Source organism: Sporosarcina sp. ANT_H38 (genome assembly GCF_008369195.1).
Classification (GTDB): domain Bacteria; phylum Bacillota; class Bacilli; order Bacillales_A; family Planococcaceae; genus Sporosarcina.
The window spans coordinates 162,938-188,506 of record NZ_VOBC01000002.1 but is presented as its reverse complement, the minus strand read 5'-3'; the positions used below and the strand labels follow the sequence as shown (position 1 = coordinate 188,506).

17 protein-coding genes are annotated in these 25,569 nt (G+C 37.8%); 12 read left to right on the top strand and 5 right to left on the bottom strand.

The genetic code is table 11. The features are described 5' to 3' along the window. The first annotated feature begins 8 nt into the window (after positions 1–8). From FQ087_RS13070 to FQ087_RS13020, 11 genes are all read left to right on the top strand, one after another. Positions 9–1,757, top strand: a complete 1,749-nt coding sequence (locus tag FQ087_RS13070) for an asparagine synthase (protein ID WP_149581032.1) — start codon at positions 9–11, stop codon at positions 1,755–1,757. Next, on the top strand, positions 1,747–3,003 hold the full coding sequence (locus FQ087_RS13065; RefSeq protein ID WP_149581031.1) for an oligosaccharide flippase family protein: 1,257 nt from the start codon (positions 1,747–1,749) through the stop codon (positions 3,001–3,003). The genes FQ087_RS13070 and FQ087_RS13065 overlap by 11 nt, the downstream gene beginning before the upstream one ends. 33 nt (positions 3,004–3,036) lie before the next feature. Further along, the gene (rfbA, locus tag FQ087_RS13060) at positions 3,037–3,933 is read left to right on the top strand and encodes a glucose-1-phosphate thymidylyltransferase RfbA (protein ID WP_149581030.1); all 897 of its coding nucleotides are present in this window, start codon (positions 3,037–3,039) and stop codon (positions 3,931–3,933) included. Next, entirely contained in the window at positions 3,930–4,940 is a 1,011-nt protein-coding gene (rfbB, locus tag FQ087_RS13055; RefSeq protein ID WP_149581029.1) for a dTDP-glucose 4,6-dehydratase, read from the top strand. The genes rfbA and rfbB overlap by 4 nt, the downstream gene beginning before the upstream one ends. A gap of 42 nt (positions 4,941–4,982) precedes the next feature. Continuing rightward, positions 4,983–6,263, top strand: a complete 1,281-nt coding sequence (locus tag FQ087_RS13050) for a nucleotide sugar dehydrogenase (RefSeq protein WP_149581028.1) — start codon at positions 4,983–4,985, stop codon at positions 6,261–6,263. Positions 6,264–6,996: 733 nt separating this feature from the next. Further along, positions 6,997–10,479, top strand: coding sequence for a right-handed parallel beta-helix repeat-containing protein (locus FQ087_RS13045; RefSeq protein ID WP_188006742.1), 3,483 nt, complete (start codon positions 6,997–6,999; stop codon positions 10,477–10,479). A 558-nt stretch (positions 10,480–11,037) separates the two neighbouring features. Beyond that, a complete protein-coding gene (locus tag FQ087_RS13040; RefSeq protein ID WP_149581026.1) occupies positions 11,038–12,216 on the top strand; it encodes a beta-ketoacyl synthase N-terminal-like domain-containing protein in 1,179 nt (392 codons plus the stop codon). Positions 12,217–12,228: 12 nt separating this feature from the next. Next, positions 12,229–14,625: a sensor domain-containing protein gene (locus FQ087_RS13035; protein WP_149581025.1), complete on the top strand. Its 2,397-nt coding sequence runs from the start codon at positions 12,229–12,231 to the stop codon at positions 14,623–14,625. Between the two features lie 475 nt (positions 14,626–15,100). Continuing rightward, the gene (gene deoD / locus FQ087_RS13030; RefSeq protein WP_149581024.1) at positions 15,101–15,820 is read left to right on the top strand and encodes a purine-nucleoside phosphorylase; all 720 of its coding nucleotides are present in this window, start codon (positions 15,101–15,103) and stop codon (positions 15,818–15,820) included. 184 nt (positions 15,821–16,004) lie between these two features. Next, complete coding sequence (locus FQ087_RS13025) at positions 16,005–17,390, top strand: MFS transporter (RefSeq protein ID WP_149581023.1); 1,386 nt, start codon at positions 16,005–16,007, stop codon at positions 17,388–17,390. Positions 17,391–17,415: 25 nt separating this feature from the next. Then, positions 17,416–18,156 (top strand): GntR family transcriptional regulator, encoded by a 741-nt coding sequence (locus FQ087_RS13020; RefSeq protein WP_149581022.1) that lies wholly within the window; start codon positions 17,416–17,418, stop codon positions 18,154–18,156. A gap of 431 nt (positions 18,157–18,587) precedes the next feature. Here the strand turns inward: FQ087_RS13020 and FQ087_RS13015 are convergent, their stop codons facing one another. Then, positions 18,588–19,823: a Zn-dependent hydrolase gene (locus tag FQ087_RS13015; RefSeq protein WP_149581021.1), complete on the bottom strand. Its 1,236-nt coding sequence runs from the start codon at positions 19,821–19,823 to the stop codon at positions 18,588–18,590. Positions 19,824–19,847: 24 nt separating this feature from the next. Beyond that, positions 19,848–20,798, bottom strand: a complete 951-nt coding sequence (locus FQ087_RS13010; protein ID WP_149581020.1) for a carbamate kinase family protein — start codon at positions 20,796–20,798, stop codon at positions 19,848–19,850. 1,043 nt (positions 20,799–21,841) lie between these two features. Between FQ087_RS13010 and FQ087_RS13005 the strand changes: the two genes are divergently transcribed. Next, positions 21,842–22,111: a hypothetical protein gene (locus FQ087_RS13005; RefSeq protein WP_149581019.1), complete on the top strand. Its 270-nt coding sequence runs from the start codon at positions 21,842–21,844 to the stop codon at positions 22,109–22,111. Between the two features lie 406 nt (positions 22,112–22,517). On the opposite strand, the gene FQ087_RS13000 is transcribed toward FQ087_RS13005, so the two are convergent. The 3 genes from FQ087_RS13000 to FQ087_RS12990 all read right to left on the bottom strand — a co-directional run bounded on the left by FQ087_RS13000 (position 22,518) and on the right by FQ087_RS12990 (position 24,887). Further along, on the bottom strand, positions 22,518–23,012 hold the full coding sequence (locus FQ087_RS13000; RefSeq protein ID WP_149581018.1) for a conserved phage C-terminal domain-containing protein: 495 nt from the start codon (positions 23,010–23,012) through the stop codon (positions 22,518–22,520). Between the two features lie 82 nt (positions 23,013–23,094). Further along, positions 23,095–23,901 (bottom strand): helix-turn-helix domain-containing protein, encoded by an 807-nt coding sequence (locus FQ087_RS12995; RefSeq protein ID WP_149581017.1) that lies wholly within the window; start codon positions 23,899–23,901, stop codon positions 23,095–23,097. 503 nt (positions 23,902–24,404) lie between these two features. Continuing rightward, positions 24,405–24,887, bottom strand: coding sequence for a sigma-70 family RNA polymerase sigma factor (locus FQ087_RS12990; protein WP_149581016.1), 483 nt, complete (start codon positions 24,885–24,887; stop codon positions 24,405–24,407). Positions 24,888–25,569 lie beyond the last annotated feature (682 nt).

Genomic DNA, 25,569 nt, shown 5'->3' with positions numbered 1-25,569 from the left:
TTGATAAAGTGCCGGGATTTATGGGGAAAATAGGTGAAATCAGAGAAGGTAATCTATTTGGCGTGAACAAAAACCAAAGCCTTATGGAGGACCAAAAACTGTTCACAGATTTTTATGTAGAGAGAAGAACCGTTAATAAATTTATTGAGGACAAAGTTTTTGAAGAAGATAATAATTATTTTGTGTTGGTTGAAGGAGTAATTCTCAACAAACATGAATTAATTAGCAAATATAATGTAAAGAGCTTTTTTGAAGCGGTTACTGTAATGTATGAAAAATGCGGAGATACTTTTTTCAATGAGTTCAGAGGAAGTTTTTCAGGCATTTTTTATGATAAGAAAAGTGATAAAAAGCTAATTTATACAAATCATATGGGGGAAAAACAAGTATATTATTCTATATACAATGACGAGTTAATATTTGGATCAGAAGTGAATGATTTGGTGAATTATTTTAACTTAAATAATATTGGTTATTATCTTAATGAAGATGCAGCATATTTTATGTTGACATTTGGTTTCATGCTAGAAGATCAGACTTTATTTAAAGAGTTTCATAAACTTCTACCTGGCCATTATATATTGTCAAATCAAAATGGTTATCAAATTATAAAGTATTATGAGTTAGATAACACCCCAAATGATAAGGAATCTGAATCTGAAATCATTGAAAATATTGATAGGTTATTTAGACAAGCGGTATCAAGAGCGTTTGAAAAAGACAAGGAATATGGATACAAACATTTAGTGGCTTTAAGTGGTGGATTAGATTCAAGGATGACAACATGGGTCGCTTATGACATGGGGTATAGTGAGAATATCATTAACTATACTTTTTCACAATCGGATTATTTAGATGAGACTATACCTAAAAAAATCGCTAGTGATCTAAAGCACGAATGGATATTTAAGTCCTTAGACAACGGTATATTTTTGAAGGATATTGATAATGTAGTGAAGATGTCATACGGAAATGCACTATATTATGGGCTTGCCCATGGAAAAAGTTGTTTAGACCTAATTGATTTCAGTAAAATGGGTTTAGTTCATACGGGCATGTTGGGTGACGTTGTCATAGGGACTTTTTATAATTCTTTAAAGGAGTCAAAAGACTATGATCCTAGTGAAGGTGCATATTCGAAAATCATCTCCAATAAAATACCGGAGATAAAAACAGCTTACGAGAATGAAGAAATTTATAAATTTTATGCAAGAGGCTTTAATGGTGCGAACCAGGGGCTTCTTGTTGCTCAGGAACACACTGAAACTTATTCACCTTTTTGTGATGTAGATTTTATGGATTATTGTCTTAAAATTCCTGTTAAATATAGATATAAACATTACATTTATAAAAAATGGATATTAGCGAGGTATCCTCAATCGGCTAATTATGCATGGGAGAAAATAAATGCGAAAATAACAGACCCACTTATTAACATCTTGGGTAGAGAAGTTCCGGTGAAAAGAGTTCCAAGTATGAGTTTCAATTTTTTACTAAAACGAATGGGGATAAAAAAATCGGAAATAGCATCAAAACAACACATGAACCCATTAGACTATTGGTATGAAACAAACAGTGATTTAAAAGAGTTTATTGAATCATATTATAAAAGCAATATTGAAAGATTAAATTCTTATAGCGAACTTAAAGAAGATTGTGAGCTTTTATTCCGAAATGGTACAAATATAGAAAAGAACCAAGTTCTAACATTATTAGCTGTATTAAAAATATACTTTGGTGAAGATAATGAAAGATAAGATTAGGAAATTGATCCAGAAAGGTTTCTTTCATATTTTTGGTGCAAATGTTATTAATAAAATTATTGGATTTGCAAGTAGTATATTTTTAGTCCGACTTCTTTCAAAAGAAGAGTTTGGAGTTTTCAGTTACGCACAAAACTTATTGATGATATTCCTTTTATTTAATGCCTTAGGTGCGACTGCAGGGATGTTGCAATTTGGAAGTGAATCAGATGTACAAAGCAGGCGAAACGAATATTTTAAATTTGGTTTAAAGCTGGGATCTTTTTTTAATATAATTGTTTCTATAGTCTTTGTTCTTTTTGGTATATTTGGCCCTGTTCAGTTTGAAGAGGCAAGACCGATAATTGTTGCTATGTGTGCTTTGCCTTTAATAATGTTTATTATGGAGAGCATTCAGATTTACTTTAGAACTTCATTAAGGAATAAAGACTTTTCACTGTTAACAACAACAAACACAGCATTAGTTTTTGTGTTTTCAGTGATAGGTGCTTTATTATTCCAAGCGCTGGGTGTTGTTTTATTTAGATACTTTGCTTATTTGTTGACTATCTTAATAGGCATAGTAATTCTTAAAGATGTAACAAAAGATGTATTCAAATCAGGAAAATTAATATATCAAGATAAAATGGAATTTCTTAAGTTTTCATTGGCGCAATCGTTCAATAACTCTATCGCTCAAATGTTATATGTCATAGATATTTTTATTATCGGACTTATAATTGCTGATGTATCGACAATCGCGTCTTATAAGACAGCTACTTTGATACCTTTTGCGTTGAACTTTATTCCAATGTCTATCATGGTGTTTATCTACCCTTATTTTGCTCGAAATAATAATAATATGAAATGGATTAAATGTAATTTCATTAAGTTAACAAAGTATTTAGTTATATTTAATGCGTTGATTACTGTTTTTTTAGTTGTATTTTCGAAGCAGATTATTGAAGTAGCTTTTGGCGAAGAATATAAAGATGCTGTTATTCCTTTCATTATTCTGTCAATCGGTTACTTTATTGCTGCATCTTTTAGAATTCCAATAGGTAATATACTGGTAATGATGAAAAAGGTGAAATTCGGGTTGTATCTATCTGTTATTACAGGCGTGTTAAATGTTATTCTTAATATCATATTAATATCAGATTATGGTTCGATAGGGGCTGCTATCTCAACGGTAGTTGTGTTTTTATTTACTTCGGTATTGGGATACTGGTATTTGATGAGACAGTTTAAGGGGATTTAAATTTAGAATTAGTATTTAAAAGGAGCAGATATTATGAAAGGAATTATATTAGCTGGGGGTTCTGGTACTCGTCTTTACCCTTTAACAAAGGCTATATCGAAACAAATTCTACCTATTTATGATAAACCAATGATTTATTATCCGTTGTCTGTTTTAATGTTAGCGGGAATAAAAGAGGTCTTGATAATCTCAACACCTAGGGACGTTTTGGTTTTTGAAGAACTGCTTGGTGATGGTAGTGATATTGGAATGTCTTTTGAATACGCTATACAAGAGCAGCCTAATGGCTTAGCTGAAGCATTTATAGTTGGTGAAGAGTTTATTGGTGATTCTTCTGTAGCATTAGTTTTAGGTGATAATATCTTTTATGGTTCAAACTTTGGGAATCGTCTTATGGATGCCGCTAAATTAGAAGAAGGTGCGACAATCTTCGGATGCTTTGTTAAAGATCCACGAGCCTACGGCGTTGTCGAAGTTGATGATAATTTAAAGGCAATTTCAATAGAGGAAAAGCCAGAAAAGCCAAAGTCTTCTTATGCCGTTCCAGGTTTATATTTCTTTGATAATAATGTAGTAAGCATAGCAAAACAAGTTATACCATCTGCTAGAGGAGAAAAGGAAATCACCTCAGTAATTAATCATTATCTTGAGAGAGGTACACTAACTGTTCAGCTCGCAGGACGTGGTTTAGCATGGCTGGATACAGGTACACATGAGTCTCTCCTTGAAGCTTCGAATTTTGTTGAAGCTGTACAAAAGCGCCAAGGACTTTATATCTCTTGTATTGAAGAGATAGCTTTCCGTAGAGGCTATATTAATCAAGAACAATTAAAAAAACTAGCTAGTCCCTTATTAAAAACTGAGTACGGACAGTATTTAAAAGAAATTGCTGAATCTCCAAAGAAAAATGAGGTGAATATAAATCCATGAATATTTTAGTGACCGGCGGAGCAGGATTTATCGGTGGGAATTTTGTGCAATACATGGTAGATAAATATCCTCAGTATGATATTTATAATTTAGATTTACTAACATATGCTGGAGATTTAACGAAACATCGTGAAATTGAGCAAAAGGTTAATTATCATTTTGTTAAAGCGGATATTGCAGACCGTGAAGTTATAAACTCCCTATTTGAGAAAGAAAAATTCGACTATGTCGTTCATTTCGCTGCAGAAAGTCATGTTGATCGTTCAATTACAAATCCAGGGATTTTTGTTCAGACCAATATATTGGGGACACAGGTATTACTTGAGGCATCAAAAAAAATCGGCGTTTCAAAATTTGTACATGTCTCAACTGACGAAGTATATGGAGAGCTTGATTTTGATCCTACAACATTTTTCACTGAAGATACACCTATACAGCCGAATAGTCCATACAGTGCAAGTAAAGCATCATCTGATTTACTAGTACGTGCTTATCATGAGACATATGGTTTACCTGTTAATATTACGCGTTGTTCGAATAATTATGGGCCATACCACTTCCCTGAGAAGTTGATTCCTTTAACGATTTCGAGAGTTTTGAATAAACAAAAAGTCCCTGTGTATGGTGATGGTAAAAACATTCGTGACTGGTTACATGTATTAGATCACTGTACGGCGATTGATTTAGTGCTACATGAAGGTGCTAATGGTGATGTGTATAATATAGGTGGACACAATGAACGCACAAATTTAGAAGTTGTGAAAACAATTATTAGTACTTTAGGGAAATCAGAAGAGCTAATAGAATTTGTTGCTGATCGCCTAGGCCACGATAAACGTTATGCAATTGATCCAACGAAATTGGAACAGTTAGGCTGGAAACCAACCTATACATTTGAAACTGGAATTGCCCAAACGATTCAATGGTATCTTGATAACAAAGCATGGTGGGAGCAAATTATTTGCGGGGATTATGAGAATTATTTTGAAGAGCAGTATTCGGTTTAAGTGTTGATAGGCAAAATTATTAGTAGAAGAGATGTGAAAAGTATGAAAAAACTATGTGTGGTCGGATTAGGTTATATCGGCCTACCGACAGCAGCGATGTTTGCAAATAACGGGTGGCAAGTGCATGGAGTAGACGTCAATCAAAAAGCTGTAGATATGATTAATAAAGGCCAAATACATATTGAAGAAATCGGTTTGCAGGAAATGGTCGAGAAGGCAGTAGAGTGCGGGAATTTGCGAGCTTCTACTGAGGTAGAAGGTGCAGATTGCTTCATCATCGCTGTACCAACACCTCATAACAAGGATAATACCGCAAATCTTGAGTATTTAGTTCAGGCTACAAAATCTGTGCTTGGTAAAGTTCAGAAAGGTAATTTAGTCATTGTAGAGTCAACGATACCTCCAAGGACAATCAATGACGTAGTAGCACCGTTGTTCGAGGAAGCTAGTTGGAGGGTTGGGGAGGATATCTTCTTGGCTCACTGTCCAGAACGTGTTTTACCAGGAAGAATCCTAATAGAACTAGTTGAAAACAACCGAATTGTCGGAGGTGTTAATGACGCTTCGACAGACAAAGCCATTGAAGTGTACGCAACTTTTGTAAAAGGTGATTTACTTCGAACTTCATCTTTGAGTGCAGAGATGTCCAAGTTGATGGAGAACACTTACCGTGATGTGAACATCGCATTGGCAAATGAGTTGGTGAAGATTTCTGAAAAGCTGGGAATCGATGCGCTCGAAGTTATAGGACTCGCTAACGAGCACCCGCGTGTAAACTTGCATCTGCCAGGACCTGGTGTAGGGGGTCACTGTTTGGCAGTAGATCCATACTTCATCATCGAAAAAGCACCAGATGAATCCCAGTTGATTGCTAAAGCAAGGGCGATAAACAATTCTATGCCTGACTTTGTGGTAGAGCAGGTTGGTAAGCGTGTGAATAATAGTAATTCAAAGATTGCTGTTTTGGGGCTTACATACAAAGGTAATATAGACGACGTTCGTGAAAGCCCCGCAATGGAGATTGTAGAGAAGTTATTGGAAGAAGGATATACTCTTGGTGTCCATGATCCACATGTGAGTCAAGAACAAGTGAAATTCAAGATATTGTCGTTCGAAGAAGCGATTGAGGATTCGGAATGTATTCTAGTGTTGACAGATCATAATGAATTCAAGAATTTGGATGAAGAAGTGATTTTGAGAAAATCGAAACAACCGCTTGTGTTGGATACTCGCAACTGTGTGAGTATTAATAGTGACGAAATTAGGTATGTGAACTTTGGAAACTTGAAAAAGGCCTCTGAAGTAAAAATGAATTCATTTTAATTCGGTAAAAACGGAGCGCTGAGATGAAGTGCTCTATACGAAAATCGGTTATTTACAGACGGTAGCTAATTTTAGGTACTTGTGCAAGAAACTACTTAGTTAATTCATTACAATCGCATAATAATAGAATCTAGACCAGACAAATTGGTGATTGTCTGGTTTTTTATGTTTAATCAGGAGTGTGAATTGTTTACCGTAGTGTCAAGCACAGTTGGCTTTCACTATTTGGTGGGGATTGTATATCGGAAGTTCAGTGATTGTTACTTCTCCTAACCCCTGAAAACAATGTTTTTTTCATTTGCCAACTATCTATTTAACATAATAGGTACCGATTCTTTTGTCTCAATAGATGTGTATGAAAGCGTTCGTAAAGATGGGCCACCAATGGGTTGTCTGCTGTATAGTGTCAGGTACCTGCGCAAGATGCTATATTGACAATTCACCACAATTATATATTTATAAGTCTTCGATTAGGTATTTACTATAATATCTACTCTTTTTTGCATTTTCATTTAATTATTTGAATTGTTTGTCGTTGTTTCTTGCACAGGTACCGATTTTAAAGTTTACCTTAAAATTTTGCTATCTACTCTTGTTCACAAGCAGTTCTTTACTCTGTCCCTAGGCTTACTAGTATACTTAACTGATGATAGAACTCATTCGTATAATTGTGTTTAGAAAAATACAAAGTATAGAAATCAATTGAATTTACTAATAGAAAGTGGGAAGATACGTGGCAATTATTCAAGTGTCTCAGCGTGAAGGATCCAACTACAAAACCATTCAGGTTGCAGTAGAGGCAGCTCTACCAGGAGATACAGTGGAAGTTGATGAAGGTGTTTATGATGAACATGTAACAATCGATAAGCTGCTCGTTCTTCGAAGTTCAGAAGGTGAAGCGAGATCAGTTCGTCTACCAGGAAGTGTTCGTATCGCGACAACGGAAGAAGTGCGTATCGAATCGATCAGTATTGGAGGAGGCACTGGTCCAGTGGACTATGGTTTACATATCGAATCAGGAGATGTAACGCTTCACCACTGTCTTTTCTCTGAGATTCAAGGAGTTGCAATGCGAGTTGATGCAGCTGCAAAAGTATCCGCAGAGCATTCGATCTTTCAAAAAAACATACAAGGGATTGAGGTATTAGGGCGTTTGGCTTTGTTCGAATGCATAGTAGAAGACACGATCAAGTCTGCGCAAATTAGTGTGCGCGCGGGAGGAGAAGTAGCGGTAACGAATTCCGGGATTTTAAGTGGGCAAGAAGAAGGCCTTTGCTTGTATGAAACGAGTCGGGCAACAATCACCCAAAGTTCATTCATCGGAAATCGCGGGGTTCAACTTCGTTTGGAACAAGACAGTTCTATGGACGTAGAAAGTACGAATTTTTATTTTGGACATGTCCAAGGAATCTATTGTGATCAATCTAAGGGTGTCCTGAAAAATTGTGTCTTTAAAAACCAAAGTTTGGAGCATGTAGCATTTACGAATGGATCCCATATCGAAGTCGAGGCAAGTACGTTTGAAAATGGTGAGGCTGAAGGAATGAACGTCAGTGGTTCATCAGTTGAGCTATCCGACTCACAGTTTAAAAACCAAAAAGGAGACCAAATTTCCTGTAACAAACAAAGCAAACTCGCGATTACAAAAACACAGATCCTTTCGGGTGAGTCTAGAGGAATTGTGTCCGGAAATTCCACGTGTACACTCATCGAATCTGAAGTGAAGTACAATCAGATGACGCAACTCTCTGCGTTTACTCAAAGCGTGTTCACGATTCTGGGTTGTGAAATTGAGAGTGGAAACAATAAAGGAATTTACGTGACAAGTAGTCAAGTGACTATTTCGGATTCACTTATTAGCCATCATAGTGGTGTACAGATTTCTGCTTCTGAACAATCGGAAGTAATTCTGTCGAATACCGCAGTAAAGAGTGGGGATAGTGCAGGGATAGTTGTGAAAGAATCCGAGTTGACGGCAGCCAATTGCATCATCTTCGGTCATAAGGGATCCAACGTTTTACTCAGTGCTGCGGCGAAAGCAGAAATTACCGATTGTAAAATATCGAGTGGCGATAAGAACGGCATACTTGCAGGTCCTGAAGTAGTTATTTCATTAGAACGGTCAATTTTGTTCAATCATAAAAAGCCACAAATTAGAGCAACGGAATCTGCAGAAGTCTTTATAACGGAGTGTGAAATCTATGACGGTAAATCGTCAGGAATCGTCTTGAGTCAGGTGGAGCGTACTGAAGTGACGGTAACTCGAGTACATGGTCATCAAGATGATCAAATCATCTTGCAAGATTGTTCGGATGCTGTATTCACTGGGGTGCAAGTGATGAATGGAAAGAAGGCTGGACTGAGACTCGAGCGTTCGGTTCCGGTTCTTAACGACTGTTCTTTTGAGAACAACCAAGCAGGAGATTTAGTTCGATGGGATGACAGTGTTCCTGTGCTCACTGATACGGACTTGCAGGTTCCACCAATCACTAGTAAATTAGGCGGCAGTGCTGGACATTCCTCTACTGTAGATTCATCACCTACTGATCAGATGGATGTTTTCATGAATGGTTTGAACGGGTTTATTGGACTGGAAGATGTGAAGAACAAAATCCAGGAGTTTAAAAACGTAAGCGACATTAATCAATTCAAATTAGAGCGTGGAATGAAAGCTAATCCGATGGTAGCGCCTCATATGGTCTTTCAAGGTAATCCGGGTACTGGTAAAACGACAGTCGCTCGGCTTATAGGAAATATTTTTAAGGAACTAGGTTTATTAAAGACAGGCCACGTAACTGAAGTGAAGCGGGAAGATCTCGTTGGAACGCATGTTGGTGAATCAGAAGAACGAACGAAAGTAATTATTAAGGCAGCTATGGGTGGTGTCCTCTTTATAGACGAAGCGTATACGCTTGTAGCAGGGGGCAATTCTAGTAATGATTTCGGTAAAAAAGTAATTGAAACGTTGCTTCCTGCAATGGAAAATTCTCGCGGTGAATTCATTGTCATCGCGGCAGGCTATACCGAAGAAATGAACAGTTTCCTAGCGTCTAATCCGGGATTGAAAGATCGTTTTACTGAAAAGATTCACTTTCAAGACTATACACCAGATCAGTTGCTTCAAATCTTCTTAAGCCAGTGTGAAGGAAGCTATGTGCTTACTCCTGCTGCCAAACAAGCAGTTTATGAGGAGTTCGTGGAACGTTATCGTATGCGTGATGAAACATTTAGTAACGCTCGAATGGCACGTATACTATACGATCAAATCGGGCTTGCTCAGTCGATGAGAATTGCGAAACTTCCGCGTGAAGAGTGGACGGAAAAGGTATTGACGACGTTTGAAGAACAAGACGTTGTACAAGCGGTACAAGAGCGTGGAGTGAAGACGTACGAAGTTCCAATCGATGAAGTACTACTCGCCCATAAACGTGCAGAACTCCATCAGTTTATCGGCCTTGGTTCTGTGAAGGCTGAAATAGATAAAATGATTGAATTAATGAGATACTACAAACGAGAAAATCATTCTACAGAGAAATTGATGAACCACACGCTGTTGATTGGTAAACCAGGGACAGGTAAAACCGAGGTCGGTCGTGTGCTCGCTGGTATTTATCAAGCGCTTGGATTATTAGAACGAGGCGATCTGATTGAAGTAGATCGCAGCGATTTAGTCGGTAGTCATATTGGTGAAACGGAGAAGCTGACAGCCGGGCTGATTGAACGAGCGATGGGTAGTGCGTTGTTTATTGATGAAGCGTACACACTTGCGAGTGGTGGAGAGAATGACTTCGGGAAAAAAGCAGTGGAAGTGTTGCTGAAAAAAATGTCCGATCGACAAGGCGAGTTCCTATTAATTGCCGCAGGGTACGAAAAAGATATGAATCGTTTCTTAGACAGCAACCCCGGACTCCGTCGACGTTTCGGACTAACGTTCCATTTTGAAGATTATACACCAAAGGAATTAATGGAGATTACCGACCTCTATAGTAAAGGGTACGGCATAACAGATGAAGCAAAGAGTGCATTAATTCGTCACTATGAAGAGATTTATGCGCGTAGAGATAGTCATTTCGGAAATGCCGGTCTTGCTAAAAAAATAGCGAAAGAAATGACGCGTAAAGTCGATTATCGAATGGCTGTGGCGAGCAATAAACAAAATAGGCTTGCGCTCGAAAAAGAAATTACGAAGGATGATTTAGTTTTGTTGGAGAGTTGAATGATTTGTTGTTTAATTTTAGGTGCATGTGCGTGGTACTATTCTGATTAAAAACGATACCTGTGCACCACACAATTCAGGCGCTAGTCAGACAATTCGGGGAGTGAATAAAAGGAGTCCTCTGGCCGAAACATGGCTGGAGATTTTTTTATTTTCAATCCAATTATCGCCATTAAATCTGCTGGAAGAAAAGCAATCAATATAAGTTAGGTACCTGTGCATGACACTATTCCAACAATACACTACAATTACATATTTATAAGGCATGGATTAAGTATTTACTTCAATATCTAATGTTATTAGAATTTTTATGCGATTGATTGAATTGTTCGTCGTTGTTTGTTGCACAGACAGACACACAAGTAGTCATCTCCAATTCAAGTCTTTTTACCCATCTGAATAAAAACATAAATTGGTTATTATCCCCTGTTTTATAGGGTGCCAGACAGTAGGTATCTAAATATGCATTACCTTAGTGAGTCTTAAGGCTTAGGAACATAGACTCTCGTAATTGTGTCGTATATAATAAAATAAAGTCGAAATTTGAAGGTGATGTAATTGGACGATATCGTAATAACGGGGTATGGCATTAAAGCTCCTGGTGTTTGTGATAAAATTAGTTTTTTAAATGTATTAGATAAAGGTATCTGTACACAGAGCATTATAAAAAATGAAAGTCAACCTCACACTACTATCGTTGCGGGTTTGATAGAAGAAGATTTTCTTGAGATAAATGGAAAAAATTACAAACGATATCCGCGTTTTGTAAGAATGGCGATTGCTGCTGCAATGGATGCATCTAACATGTCGAATTTAGATTATTTTAAGCCACAACGTGTTGCTGTAATTATAGGAACATCTGCTGGCGCAATTCTTGAAATTGAACAATACTCTACTGATTTTTTTGATTTTAAAAAAACCCCAATTCAGGGGGTTTCATTTGCTGATTCGCACACAGTCTCAGGTTCTATTGCTGAGGCGATTGGTTCTTGTGGGCCTGCCTTCACATTAACAACAGGATGCACTGCCAGTATTGATGCAGTATTGATGGGAAAACTCCTACTTGAGAATGGGACTGTAGATGCTTGCATAGTAGGAGGAACAGATGCCCCTTTAGGCCAATGGACAATCAATGGCTTTAAAAAAATAAGATCACTCTCAACGGAGACCTCTATCGATCAAGCTGGAGTCCCATTTTCAACGAAGCATCGAGGCTTTGTTTTAGCCGAGGGGGCTGGTGTAATCGTTCTAGAGCGGAGACAATCTGCACAAGCGCGCGAACAAAAGATATATGGGGAAATTGAACGTGTGATTTCAAGAAATGAAGGGCAAAAACTATTAGGCTATGATGAAACTGGTAGACATATGCTCAGAGTTTTTCAAGAAGCCGTTGGAAATACTAAACCAAGCTATGTAAACAGTCAGGCACTTGGTATACAAACAAATGATCAGATTGAACGATTTATCCTTATGGAAACCTTTGGTACGGACGTTCCAATCACTTCAATAAAAGGAATGATTGGACATACATTTGGTGCAATGGGAGCAATGCAAATCATTTCATCCCTGCTGTCAATGGAATACGGCTTTATCCCTCCTACAATTAAAACAAAAGGGAATGGATTTGAAGACGTACCAATTGTTTATGAAACAAGGCATCAAACTGTTGAGTCTGTATGCATAACTAGTCATGGGAGTAGCGGGAATAATGCTTGTCTATTACTGACACATACATAGGAGGCACATTACATGTTTTTTATTTTTTTTATTTTATTGTCTTTTATTCCTATATGTGTTGGAATTACGCTATTAGTTTTATTTGAAAAAAATAAACTATCAAAAATTATTTTTTTATTTCTTCTAATGATAGCATTCTGGCAATTAGATGTTGCATTTTTGTATTCGTCTGATCTGTTTAAAGAAGAGACCATTGAAATCTTTTTCAAGCTCTTTCGGTTTGGCTCTATTATGATTACGCCAACGATTTTCTATATAGGGTATACAATTGTTCATGAAATATTGCCAAATGATCTAAAAAAGAAGTGGCGTCTTTTTGTAAATCGTACTACCGTTCTATTATTCTATGGGTTGGCCTTTCTTGTTTACATAAGCGGATGGAGTCATAAAGGGATCAGTGGATTAGAACTGATGCAAATTGGTTCAAATACATTTTACTTTCCTGTTTATGGAGAGCTATCATGGATTTTTAATTCTAATGTTATTCTTTTTATAGTTAGTATGACTATCTGTTTGTTGATTAGTCTAAATGTACAAAATAAGAGTATACGATCATTTTTAGTTTATTTTAGTGTCTTTTCGTCAATTGGATATGCAATAGGCACCTTAAATATGCTTCCATCGACAAGATTGTTCCCAAGTTCAATTGCATTGCTAGTATATGCTCTTTCCATATTAATCCTTTCGAGCCGAATGCATCTTGATATCGTAAACAACATGAATAAGAAGCTCTCTGAGCAAAAAAAGTTTTTATTCCAAGTCATTGATTTAAATCCAAACTACATCTATGCTCAAGACGAAAATGGCCGTTATACCCTTATGAATCAATCATATGCTCAGTTAATGGGAAGGGACATTCAAGATATGATCGGGAAAACTGACTATGACATACAAAAAGACAAGTTTGTAGGGAAAAAGACGCCCAATCAAGAGAATGATTTATTCAAGTTACCAGAAAAACGCTTCATGAGAGAGGAGTCCGTTACAGCCGCATCAGGAGAAGTACTATGGGTACAGACTATCAAAGTACCTATCAATATAAATGATAGCTCAGCGCTACTTGCTGTTTCAACAGACATTACGGAACGAAAGCAATATGAAGATGAAATCAAGTTCCAAGCCAATCATGATGCTTTAACAGGGTTACCAAATCGAAGAGTGTTCAATGAGAATTTAACTAACTTTCTAGAAAAAGCTAAAACCGAGGCAAGTCAGAATGCAATTATGTTTCTCGATTTAGACCGATTTAAATACATCAATGATACTCTCGGACATGATGTCGGTGATCTCTTATTAGTAGAAGTATCGAGACGTATTGAAAACTTACTAAAGAAAAGCCATAAGGGTGCAGAGATTTATCGTCTCGGTGGAGATGAATTCACCATTTTACTTCCACATTATAATGCGACTGATAGTGAAGCTTTTGCCAAAGAATTAATAGGGGAATTCGGAAACAGCTTTATAATCGCTGGTAGTGATTACTTCATTACACCTAGTATTGGAATTAGCATCTTTCCAAATGATGGGGATGACGCTAATACCTTAATAAAACATGCAGATACTGCAATGTACTATGTGAAAGAAAGAGGGAAAAATAACTTTCAATTGTTTACATCAGAAATGCATCAAGTATTTTACAGGAAAATGATGATTGAAAAACAATTACGAACCGCTCTAGATAATGAAGAATTTGAACTTTATTATCAGCCTATTATGGATCTGAAAACAAATGAAATCATAGGGATGGAATCTCTTATACGCTGGAATAACGAAACACTTGGACAAGTTCCTCCGGATGAATTTATTTCAATTGCAGAAGAGACAGGAATGATTATTCCAATAGGTCACTGGGTACTGAATACAGCACTTGAACAAAATGCTTGTTGGCAAAAAGAAGGATATAGGCCATTAAAAGTGAGTGTTAATGTATCTATGAGGCAGTTACTCGATCCAACTTTTTTAGAGAAGGTGAAAAACGCTATTGAGAACACTGCACTTGGTGCGACCTATATTGAGTTAGAGATTACTGAAAGTATTGCGATGTATGCAGAGGCGATGATTGAAAAGTTAGATGCATTAAAAAAACTGGGTATAAGTCTATCTATGGATGACTTTGGAACAGGATACTCATCGCTCAGCTATCTGAAAAAATATCCACTTGATTCATTGAAAATCGATAAATCATTTGTGATTGGAATGAATCGAGACGATGAGAACAAAGCCATTGTTAAAACGATTATAGCGATAGCAAAAGAACTCGATTTGAAAGTCATAGCTGAAGGTCTAGAAGGACAAGAAGAATATCATTTCTTGGATGAGATTGGCTGTGATTACGCGCAAGGCTATTTCTTCAGCCGCCCACTCCCAGCACTCGATTTCAAAGAAAAATGGCTTTCAGTCGGGGACTGACCAATGGCGATGCGAACGATACAATTTAGAATACATACTTGAGATGAAGCATATATAAATGGTTCTATACCAACAAAAAAACGACTGATTGCATAGTAATAGAGTCGAGACCAGACAAATTGGTGATTGTCTGGTTTTTTTGTATGTTCAATCAGGAGTGTGAATTGTTTACCGTTGTGTCAAGCACAGGAATGTTTCACTATGAGTCTTTCTCTATAATCGGCTTATGTGTGTCCCTGTTAGAAAAAAGCACCTACACGTGAAAGAATTATTTCTCTTGTCAGAATTAAAATCAAGTGATAGTATTGCCTTATGAAGTATTTAGACAACTTATTAGACAACTATACATCGTCGTCTATTTTAGATTAAATACTTATGGTACTCATTTTTGACATTTTATGAAAGCGTATTCAATGTTTGCGGTAGTAGATGGTAACTGAAACACACTAATATTAAACTATGAGGAGAATGTAAAATGACAACTTCAGAATTTAAACAAACACCACATATTCAACCGAACGGGGTAGAGATTGCGGAGACAATCCTTTTACCAGGAGATCCATTAAGGGCGAAATTCATTGCAGACAATTACCTTGAGGATGTTGTGCAGTTTAACTCAGTACGAAACATGTTGGGCTATACAGGCACATTCAACGGGAAGCGGATTTCAGTCATGGGAACAGGGATGGGTACACCTAGTATGAGCCTATACTCATGGGAGCTAATCCACGTTTTCGGCGTGAAGAATCTTATTCGCATCGGTTCTGCTGGAGCCATCCAAGATGATTTAAAGTTATACGACATCGTTTTCGCTATGGGAGCATCAACAGATTCTAATTATGTAAGCCAATTTAATTTACCAGGACATTATTCTAATATTGCTTCATTCACATTGCTAGAAAAAGCGAAGAAAGTAGCAGATGAAAAAGGCTATGCCGTTAAAATTGGAAATGTACTTTCCAGCGATATGTTTTACAATGCAGATTCCACGGCATTACACAAATGGAGTGAAATGGGCATCCTTGTTGCCGAGATGGAAGCAGCTGGCCTTTATATGAATGCTGCACATGGCGGCGTTAACGCGTTATGTATATTAACGGTAAGTGATTTAATCTTTAAAGATGAACAAACGACGACAAAAGAAAGAGAAACCGCATTTACAAAAATGATGGAAATCGCTTTGGAACTCGCGTAAGTCTGGGACATCCACTATCTGTTCCTTTGTCTGAGTAAAGACTATCGTAGTTGAGATAAAGGATCTACTTTAGCGAAGGCTAGACCTGTTAAGGCGCCTTCGCAATAAGTAGAACTAGTCATTTGTTGTATTTATATAGGAGAGAACACCGCAGTGAAATTTAAGTTTGTGAGGACGTGGAGAAATGGCTAAGGTAGCTCAAGATACAACCAATACACATTTGATCAATAGTAGAAAAGCTGTTCCTGTAATATTGTTTCTGTTTGTATTCTCACTAATCATCGATAACTCGTTTAAAATAATTTCTATCGATCTTGCTAATGACTTTGGACTTTCATCTACGACTGTCAGTTGGCAAGTGACATTGGCTGGACTTGTTATTGGCATAGGGGCGGTCGTATATGCAACACTTTCGGATACGATTAGTGTACGGACTTTATTGATCGCCGGTATTCTACTTATTTGTGCGGGTTCAATTTTGGGCTTTATCTTCCAACATTCATTTGCACTTGTTGTTGTATCAAGGATTATACAGTCCGCTGGTTTGGCGGCGACTGAAACGTTGTATATCATTTTTGTTGCAAAAAATATGCCTAAAGAAGAACAGAAGATGTTTTTAGGTTTTAGTACAAGCGCCTATTCGATTGCACTTGTTATAGGAACGTTGACTGGCGGATATGTGTCTACTTATTTAAATTGGACCACGCTATTTCTCATTCCTTTATTGACACTGTTAATATTGCCATTTATTTTGAAATACCTTCCAAAGGAAAAATCGAAAGGCTTTAAAGTGGATGTAATTGGATTACTCTTAATCGCCGCTGTTGCCGCTACTTTAATCATTTATGTAACGAAGTTTAGCTGGTTGTATTTCGGTCTATTCATTTTATCCCTCGTTCTCTTCTTGCTGTTCATCAGTAAAAGTAATAAAGCATTCATCCAAATTTCGTTCTTTAAAAATAAGCGGATGCTATCCGTGTTTGCGGTAGCATTTATCATATACACAATCCAACTCGCTTATATTTTCATGTTCCCATTTTTGATTGAATCCATCTATGGTCTGAAATTAGATAAGATCTCCCTGTTATTCATTCCAGCTTATCTGATTGCAACTTTAATCGGCGCAATGTCGGGTAAAATTGCAAAAGTTCTTGGAAGTAAACAATGTATCATGCTTGCCATTTCATTAATTGCAACTAGTTTACTATTGGGTGGTTTGTTTGTTGAGACATCCGTTTGGGTATTTGTTTTCTCTATGATTTTATTCTCCGGTTCATTTGCTCTTATGTATGCACCTATGCTAGATATGTTGATAGGTACAATATCTAAGGAGCAGTCGGGGACGGCACTCGGATTTTATAACTTGTGCTTGAATATTGCCGCTTCGATTGGAATAGCATACGTAGCTGCAATGATGGATAATAAATCGCTGCAACAGAATATGCTAGGTTTTATAGGCGAGGGTAGTGCAAGCCTTTACAGTAACATCCTATTTATACTTACATTCATTTCACTTGTCTCTTTAATGGTATACTGGCTTTTAGTGGCTCGTAAAGTCAAATTAGGCTAATAAAGTTAAGTGAGTGTGATTCAAAATGGAAGGCAATATAAAGAATAGTCAAAATCTAAAAAAACCACTTTCTATTAAGGTCTATGATAAATTATATAAAATGATCATGGATGGGGTATTTCCAGCGGAGAGTCAATTGCCTTCAGAACCTGAATTGGCAAAACTGTTAGGCGTAAGCAGAATGACTTTACGACAATCTTTGGCTCTATTACAAGATGATGGATTGGTGAAGAATATCCATGGAAAAGGGAATTTCATCACCAAGTCTAAGAATGAGTCTGTGCAGCCTGGTTTAGAGTCTTTGGGAAACCCTATTCATAAATGCCATAGCGAAACGATTGATGAAGTAGAGTTTAGTTTCCGGCTTGATTTGGAAAGTGATTATACCCAGAAAGTACTGAAAAGGAAAATGTCTGCAGTCGTTGCAATTGAGCGTTGGTATAAGAGTGAAGAAAGAGTAGTCGCCTATGCGTTTACATTTATGGCGATCGAAACTGTGTCTGAGCTTGGCTTAGATTTACAGGACGAAAAGCAACTGCTGAACGTTTTGGAAGATGACGTGTATAGGATTGCAAACCATGCTACGATAGCTATCAAGCGTTCGACTGCAGGTAATGCACCTACACAAAAGTACCGGATTTTTGACGAAGAACATTGTGACCTCATCGTTGAAAGCGTCTATTTGAATGAAAAATACCCGCTAGTTTATAACAAATTTTACATTCCAAAGCGATTCAGTCGACTTCGCATCAACGCTTCAAAGTAGTGACGAGGGACAATACATCCAAATTTCATAACGTAACAATGGAAGGGTACCGATTCAATAGTCGGTACCCTTTCTTCATAAGGCGTGGATTAGGTATTTACTTCAATATCTAATCTTCTTTTAATTTTTATATAATTGAATCTATTTCATAATAGGATTATTAAACGGGAAAAACGAACAATGTTGATTTCCGCTTCAGATGGACGCTTTCCGCGGGCACGGCTTCAGCCTCCTCGTCGTTTCACTCCTGCGGGGTCTTCAGCTCGCGCTGTTCCCGCAGGAGTCGCCATCTTCCGCTACAATCAACGAGAGTAGTTCGTAAAATTGACGGACAATGAATTGGTAGATGAATTATATAGTTCGTCTTTATACATGAAATAAGTAATTGTGAAATTGATTCAATTGAATCGATTTCACAATTACCAGGTTGCTTACTCGACTACTGCAAAACGAAGAACTGCCTCTTCCAATACGTCAATTCCGATTAAGATATCTTCAATCGCTGTGTATTCATTTGGATGGTGACTGATTCCGTCTACGGATGGAACAAAAAGAAGCCCTACAGGACATAACCGGGTCATGTTCATGGCATCATGGCCAGCCCCACTCTGCATGAGTTGATAGGGGATATTCTTGTCCTTACAAACCATTTCTAGCGCATTATTAATTTCTGGGGTTAGAAGTACAGGGTCCTCAGAACTAATTTCAATACTTTCTATTTCAAGCTTTCTATTCTCTTTAATGGAAGCGATCGTTTGCACTAAATGATCTTGCACGCGTTGCCTTGATTGTAACGAAGTGGATCTCATATCAATTTTCAATTCCACATCTCCTGGCACGACGTTCATAGCCCCATTGAATACTTCCATAACGCCTAATGTAGCGACAGTACCAAAGTCTTCCTCTGCCTTCGCAACTTTCTCAAGTTCCAAGGCAATTTCTGCTGCCCCAAGAAGCGCATCTTTTCTCATATTCATCGGAGTCGTGCCTGAATGCGATGCTTTACCTGTTATTCTAACGATTAGCCTAAGCGGCGCGGCAATTCCTGTAACAATACCGATTTTTTTATGATTATTGACTAATACTGGACCTTGCTCGATATGCAATTCAAAAAAAGCTTTGAATTCTTCATTCACTCGACTTGCCTGATCGATACCATTAATATCAAGTGCACAATAAGAGAGTGCATCTTCTAATGTAATGCCATCTTTGTCTTTTAAATGTCGATATTTCTCTTTATCAAATAGCCCTGTCATCGCTTTACTTCCAACTGTGGATACACCAAAACGGGATGATTCTTCGCACGCAAATGAAATCACTTCAATCGGATGGTTTGTTTCAATCTTTTTTTCATTTAGGCGTTTGATCACTTCCAATGCAGCTGTGACGCCTAGCACACCATCGTATTTCCCGCCCTGGTAGACGGTGTCTAAATGTGAGCCCATGGCAACAGGAGGGAGCCCTTCAATCTTTCCTTGCCGTCTGGCAATAACATTTCCACAAGAATCCATGCGAATTTCAAGATTTTCAGCCTTGCACATCCGCATAAAAGCATGGGTACATGTTTGCTCCTCGTTGGAGTAAGCAATTCTTGTAATTCCCTTATCACCTGTATTGTATTGATTTATAGTAGCAAATAATGCTTCAAATCTTTTTCTTCTATCCATGCCTGTAACCCCCTATTAAAGCACTCATTTAATGATATGTGTCCCTGCTTTTTCATTGATTGCGTCTTTTAAACTTTCGGTATTCGTAATGATAACTCTCATCCCGCTCTCCTCTAAAAAGCTTAAACTTGCCTCTATTTTAGGCAACATAGTCCCTTCAGGAAAATGGTTTTCAAGGACATATTGCTTTGTCTGTGGAATTGTAATTACTTCCAATTCTTTTTGGTTGGGTTTACCAAAGTTAATACAGACCCTTGAAACACCCGTTGTAATAATTAACGTATCTGCGTTAATTTGTTTCGCTAAAAGACTTGTCGCAAAGTCTTTATCGATAACTGCATCTATGCCTTCATATGTATGATCTTCCCGCTGCACGACAGGGATTCCACCACCACCCACTGCAATAACAACAAAATTTGAGTCAATGAGGGACTTAATAGCATCCTTTTCAAGTATATTAATTGGTTTAGGGGATGGTACCACACGCCGGTATCCTCTTCCGGAGTCCTCAATAAATTTCCATTCCGGATGTGTTGCCTTCATTCGTTCAGATTGTTCAAATGTATAAAATGATCCCACAGGTTTTGTTGGATTTTTAAAGTCCGGATCATCTGAACTTACTTCAACCTGAGTTAGAAGAGTAGCAACTTTTTTATCAATACCTCTTCTTGCAAATTCATTTGTTAATGCCTGTTGAATTTGATAGCCAATCCCGCCTTGTGTATCCGCTACACAATTAACGAGCGGGATTAAAGGCATTCCTTCTTGTTCAAGTGCAATTTCAGACCTTCGAAGACCGAAACCTACCTGTGGTCCATTTCCGTGTGTAACGACAACTTTAAAGCCTTCTTCCACCATATCAGCAATATTAATAACCGTTTTTTGCACTACTTCATATTGATCTTGAATTGAATTAAAGCCATTCCCTTTAACCAACGCGTTTCCGCCGATGGCAACAATTGTTACTCCACTCACCTGTGTTCCTCCTATAATGCGTATGTATTATTCTATCTGCGTTTGTGTGCTCATCTGCCCAGTAGCTCAAATTCAAGCTCATAGACAATGGAACCTTCATAGTCTTGATTATATACGGGATTTCAATAATTAAATAGTGTCAAGTGCTTGTTAATGACTCTATTCCGCAAATTCACTACAATTACATATTTATAAGGTGATAATTATGTATTTAGTATAATATCTAATCTTATTTGCATTTTTATTCGATAATGTGAATAATTTGTTGCGCGGTTACCGATTTTTGAGTATTAAAAAGCGATGCCTAAAATGCAGGTACCTTCGCACGATACTATTCCAATAATTCACTACGATTGCAAATTTATAAGGAGTGGATTAGGTATTTCCTACAATATCTAATCTTTTTTGAGATTTAATGAAATATTGTGAATTAATCGTTGTTGTTTGTCCCACAAATACCAACTTGCGATATAGGTCAAAATATATATTTACATATAAAAAATAGAAAATAAAAATATTTAGTAGGTAATAAAGCATAATGTATGTATAATAAAGGAATTAATACCAAATGGATTACAGTTTTTCTTTGTTATACATGAGGAGGGATTATCATCGGAAAATGGTTTGGGAAATGGAGATGTAAGTTGTCAGGCTATCATCGGATGAGTTACTACTCTGATCGTTGCAGCCGTTGTGGACATGTTCGGAGAAAGGGCTAGACAATGTAGTAGTAAATTAATTTCAGGTATCAATTCCGACAATCCTTAAGAATTGCATATTTATTAGGCGTGGATTAGGTATTTACTTCAATATCTAATCTTATTTGTATTTTTCTACTTTTTTCCAATTGTTCTTCGTTGTTTGCTGCACAGGCAACCAAATAATTAGTTATTAATGTTTATTTATTCTGAATTTATGATACTATAGACTTATAGGGAGCATGTGCATCAGTTTCTGAATTATGTACGAGTAATTAGAAACATGTCTAGCTTTCTGTACTTAAAGATGGTGTTATTAAAAAAAAGAGAAGTGGGGTTATATGTATGATGAGAGCTTTTATTATATTGGGCAACAATAAAGATACTCAAGAATTGATCGATAATCTGAGAAAGAGGGATAGTGGGACGATTACAATTGTTGACGAAGATCTTGAAAAAGCGCTTTCTAGAAAAGGTGACCTTACCTATGTAAATGGGACTTATGTAGATAGCGTCAAGGACATGGATCTTCCATTTGTCTATTACCACCACATACCACCAACGCATCGTAGGGATGGACGCAAATGGAGACGAAGTTTAAGTAGTGTAGTGTGAACGTTGACGGTACATTAAATAATTTTAGGTATCCTGTGCACAAAAAAAACGATAATTCACTACAATTTCATATTTATGAACTGGAGATTAGATAGGTACCTGATTATCTAATCTCTATTGGTTTTTTATTTTTTGTTTCATAGGCACCCACACAATTAGCACTGTTTGCATCCTTCCTTAACCTCCATCTGTTTTGAGTTCGCACGTTAACAGTAGAGGTTGCCCTGGATGTCTAGTAAGTCCTTTTTTTATTTACATGAGATTCCCATGCAATAACTTTGTACAAATTAATTGCAAAGGCCTGTACTTCTAGTCTGCATTACACATCACCATCGACGATTAAATAATTCTTCGCCAACATCGTTCCTTACACACTTTTTTCAATCAGTTCATGACACCTCATCTGTTACGCCTTCTCTTTGCTGAAGTCTAATTCGAGGGGCTTTGGCGGACTGTTTTCTGGCAAGTCACTGGCCCTCGATTCTTCCAAATAATTTTCGGAGTTCGTCGCATTGACTAACGTGGAAGGGCGTAAATACTTCTGCCAATGTGGATCATCCAGCCAGTTCTTAGCTATCGTGTCAATGACTTTTTTACAATCCGCCACTGAAACGCCCTTTCCCAATCGTGCAGTCACCTTCGAAGACGCTTTAAATTGCTTGCACGCTTTGTCATTCAAATAATCAATGACAGACACAATGTCGAGATCGTTCTCGACAAGGTCTTTTTTAATACTCTTATTCTTTTTGGTTATTGCTAGGGGCATTTTGCCTGCTGTAGAGGGGGCAATTCGCACTTCCTCTTGAGCTGAATTTACAGTCGTCGATGGCGCATGTTGCACCGCCTGATAGTGCAGCTTTGTATAATTAATGCGGTACCATTTTGTCTTGTCCATGTTCATCCGATTATACCCAAAGGTCGAAATGATATAGTTGCTATCATCCCTGACCAGGGGGTTGATAGGCCTGCTAGAAACTTAATCCTCACACTGAATTCCTTCCAACTGGTAAGTAAAACTCCTCAACAGCCACATCATAATCCATAAAAGCATCGCTGAATAATGCCTTGGTGATGAGTTCGCGCAAGACGCCTGCATAATAGCCTGGCAGATTCCCGATTTTTTTCCGTTTGGTTGTTTGAATCGAAATACGAAGGGCTTGCATGCCCAATTGTTCGAATAGCTCTCCTTTGTCTTCATGGATACTAAATTTCAGCATTTGCAGGGACTGGTGGCGGTAGACACCGTAAAAATTGCGTGCTAATTTGCATTCTCCGATTGTTGAAGAAAGAAAAGATTTCATCTTACCGAAAAGCGTAGTAGGCACGATTTCCGGAGGAGACGTTCTTTTAATATCTTTAGTATTTATCGCTTTAGAAAGAGAAGCTTCGGTTGCTGAATGAACGGGTTCTACCTTACTGACAGAAGGCTTCTCAGCTTTCTCCGGAGTGTTCAAATTCGACTGGTCATTAGTAGGTTTAATGACGTAAATGTTAGCGCCTAGACCGCTCATTACGGGGCGGATGTAGTGAATGCGTTCGATGATTTCGAGCTTTTCTAATTTGCGAATTGCGCGTCGTACAGTTGCGTTGGATTTCTTGATAGCCTTTCCGATTGTTTCGTGTTTTAAGTGTGCAGCGCCGTATTTAACGGAGTAACGACGGATCATATCAAGAACAGCCCGCTCAGTTTGGTTCATAGCGTTCCAGTGTGCGAGTACGTGCTGCCTTGTTGCTACGTCTAAATCGCGTTTGTTTGTGAAGTGTGCGTATTCGGATAGGTAAGTTGTCATTGAGAATATCCCCTTTATTCTTTATATAGAAGAAAAGTGGGGTAAAGGAGACATTTTTGTGGAAAAAGATTTTTTTATTTTTTTAGATGATGGCTAGCATATTGGGATTTTGTTGCCTGGACTCATTTAAACAGACAAATAATAAGGAAGTTGAAAGTGAAAAGAGTAGTTAAAGGTTGTCCTGAAAACTGGGAAGTCTCATAAACGTAAAGAGAAGAGGCAACCCAATCAACTTTAGGTTGCCTCTTATTTTTGTCTTATGCGGAGGCCTACAGGATGTAGGTCATGCAGTGGGGAGGGATTGAACTGCATCCCTCCTAATTGCCGCAGGACGCGACGATCTTTGACTGCCTTCCTTTTCTCGGCGCCTTTCGCTTTTCTATGTGATCCAGCTACAGGCGCCAACTCCTCGGGTCATAAGTCGTTTTACTGCTAGGGCTGAAGGACGCCCTCTTCGTAAATCGTCTTATGCCTGTCGGAGCTGGGCGGCGCCTTCCGCTTTTCTATACTAATTTCCTTCTTAATTTGACGAGGATTCGCCGCTTTCGTTGCTTGAGTGCTAGAACAGAAGTGCCTATTCTTTCAGCGCATTCGGCAAGCGAGAGGTCGTTGAAGAACAACAATTGGATTATTTCCCGTTCAGTAGGGGACAATATAGCCAACACTGCTTCAAGTTCATTGTTCTCTCCAAAATAAATATCGAATTTGATTTCGGTTTCATCTAGGAGGAGTTCTTCTTCCACCTGAGCGATGTTCTCTTCGAATCGACTTTCTTTTTTCACTTCGTCCAGCATCACACCTCGAATACTTCGATAGGCAAACGGCGTAAAATCCCCTTTGGTTTCGTCAAAACGTGTCCACGCATGCCATAATGCGACTCTGCCTGCTTGTCTGAAACTATCATGATCGCGGTAAATGTTCAATTTACGGATAGATGCAGAGATCATTGGTTCATACTGCGCCAAAACATCTTCAAAATTTGTCATTTGAGCGGCCTTCCAAGACCGTGCACGATGCTTTTGTATTCCCGGGTAAGACCATCGTAGTTCAATCGAAAAAGGGAATCCAATGAGTGTTTTGGTAGTTTAAACTAGCAATAGATGATAAATTGGTGGATGAAAGATGATGAATTACATGGTAATTGTTTAATTATCAAATGATTTTGCGATGGAACTATTAATCAAAATTTGTTTGACGACTAAAAGTAATAATCGACAAGTGAATAGTGCTAAAAACCCCGCATCAGACGCGTCTGATGCGGGGTTTTTAGTCTACGTGCTTTACACGTATTATCAGTCTAGGAGGGTTAGAATTTTTCATTAATACCTTATTGACGGAAGTGACTGAAGATTATGGGAATAGTTAGACAATTGAATAGACTTTGGTATATAATAGGATAAATGACACAAAAAAATATCATTTCTGGTTCAGGAGTACTATTGAATCTGAGTGTAATGGCAGCTTGATCCTAAAAAAGGACTGACATTCGGGGTTTTATCATTGAATCTATCGAAAAAAATGGCGAATGATAAGAAAATATTGAAGCGCTAGTCGCTTGGCTGCGCCACAAAGGAGGTGAGTAAAGTGTGAAGTGGAAGCATATCAAGGAAAACCCCGAGTCACTATAGTCGTGGAAGACTGACTCGGGGGAGCAGATTGGAGTATACC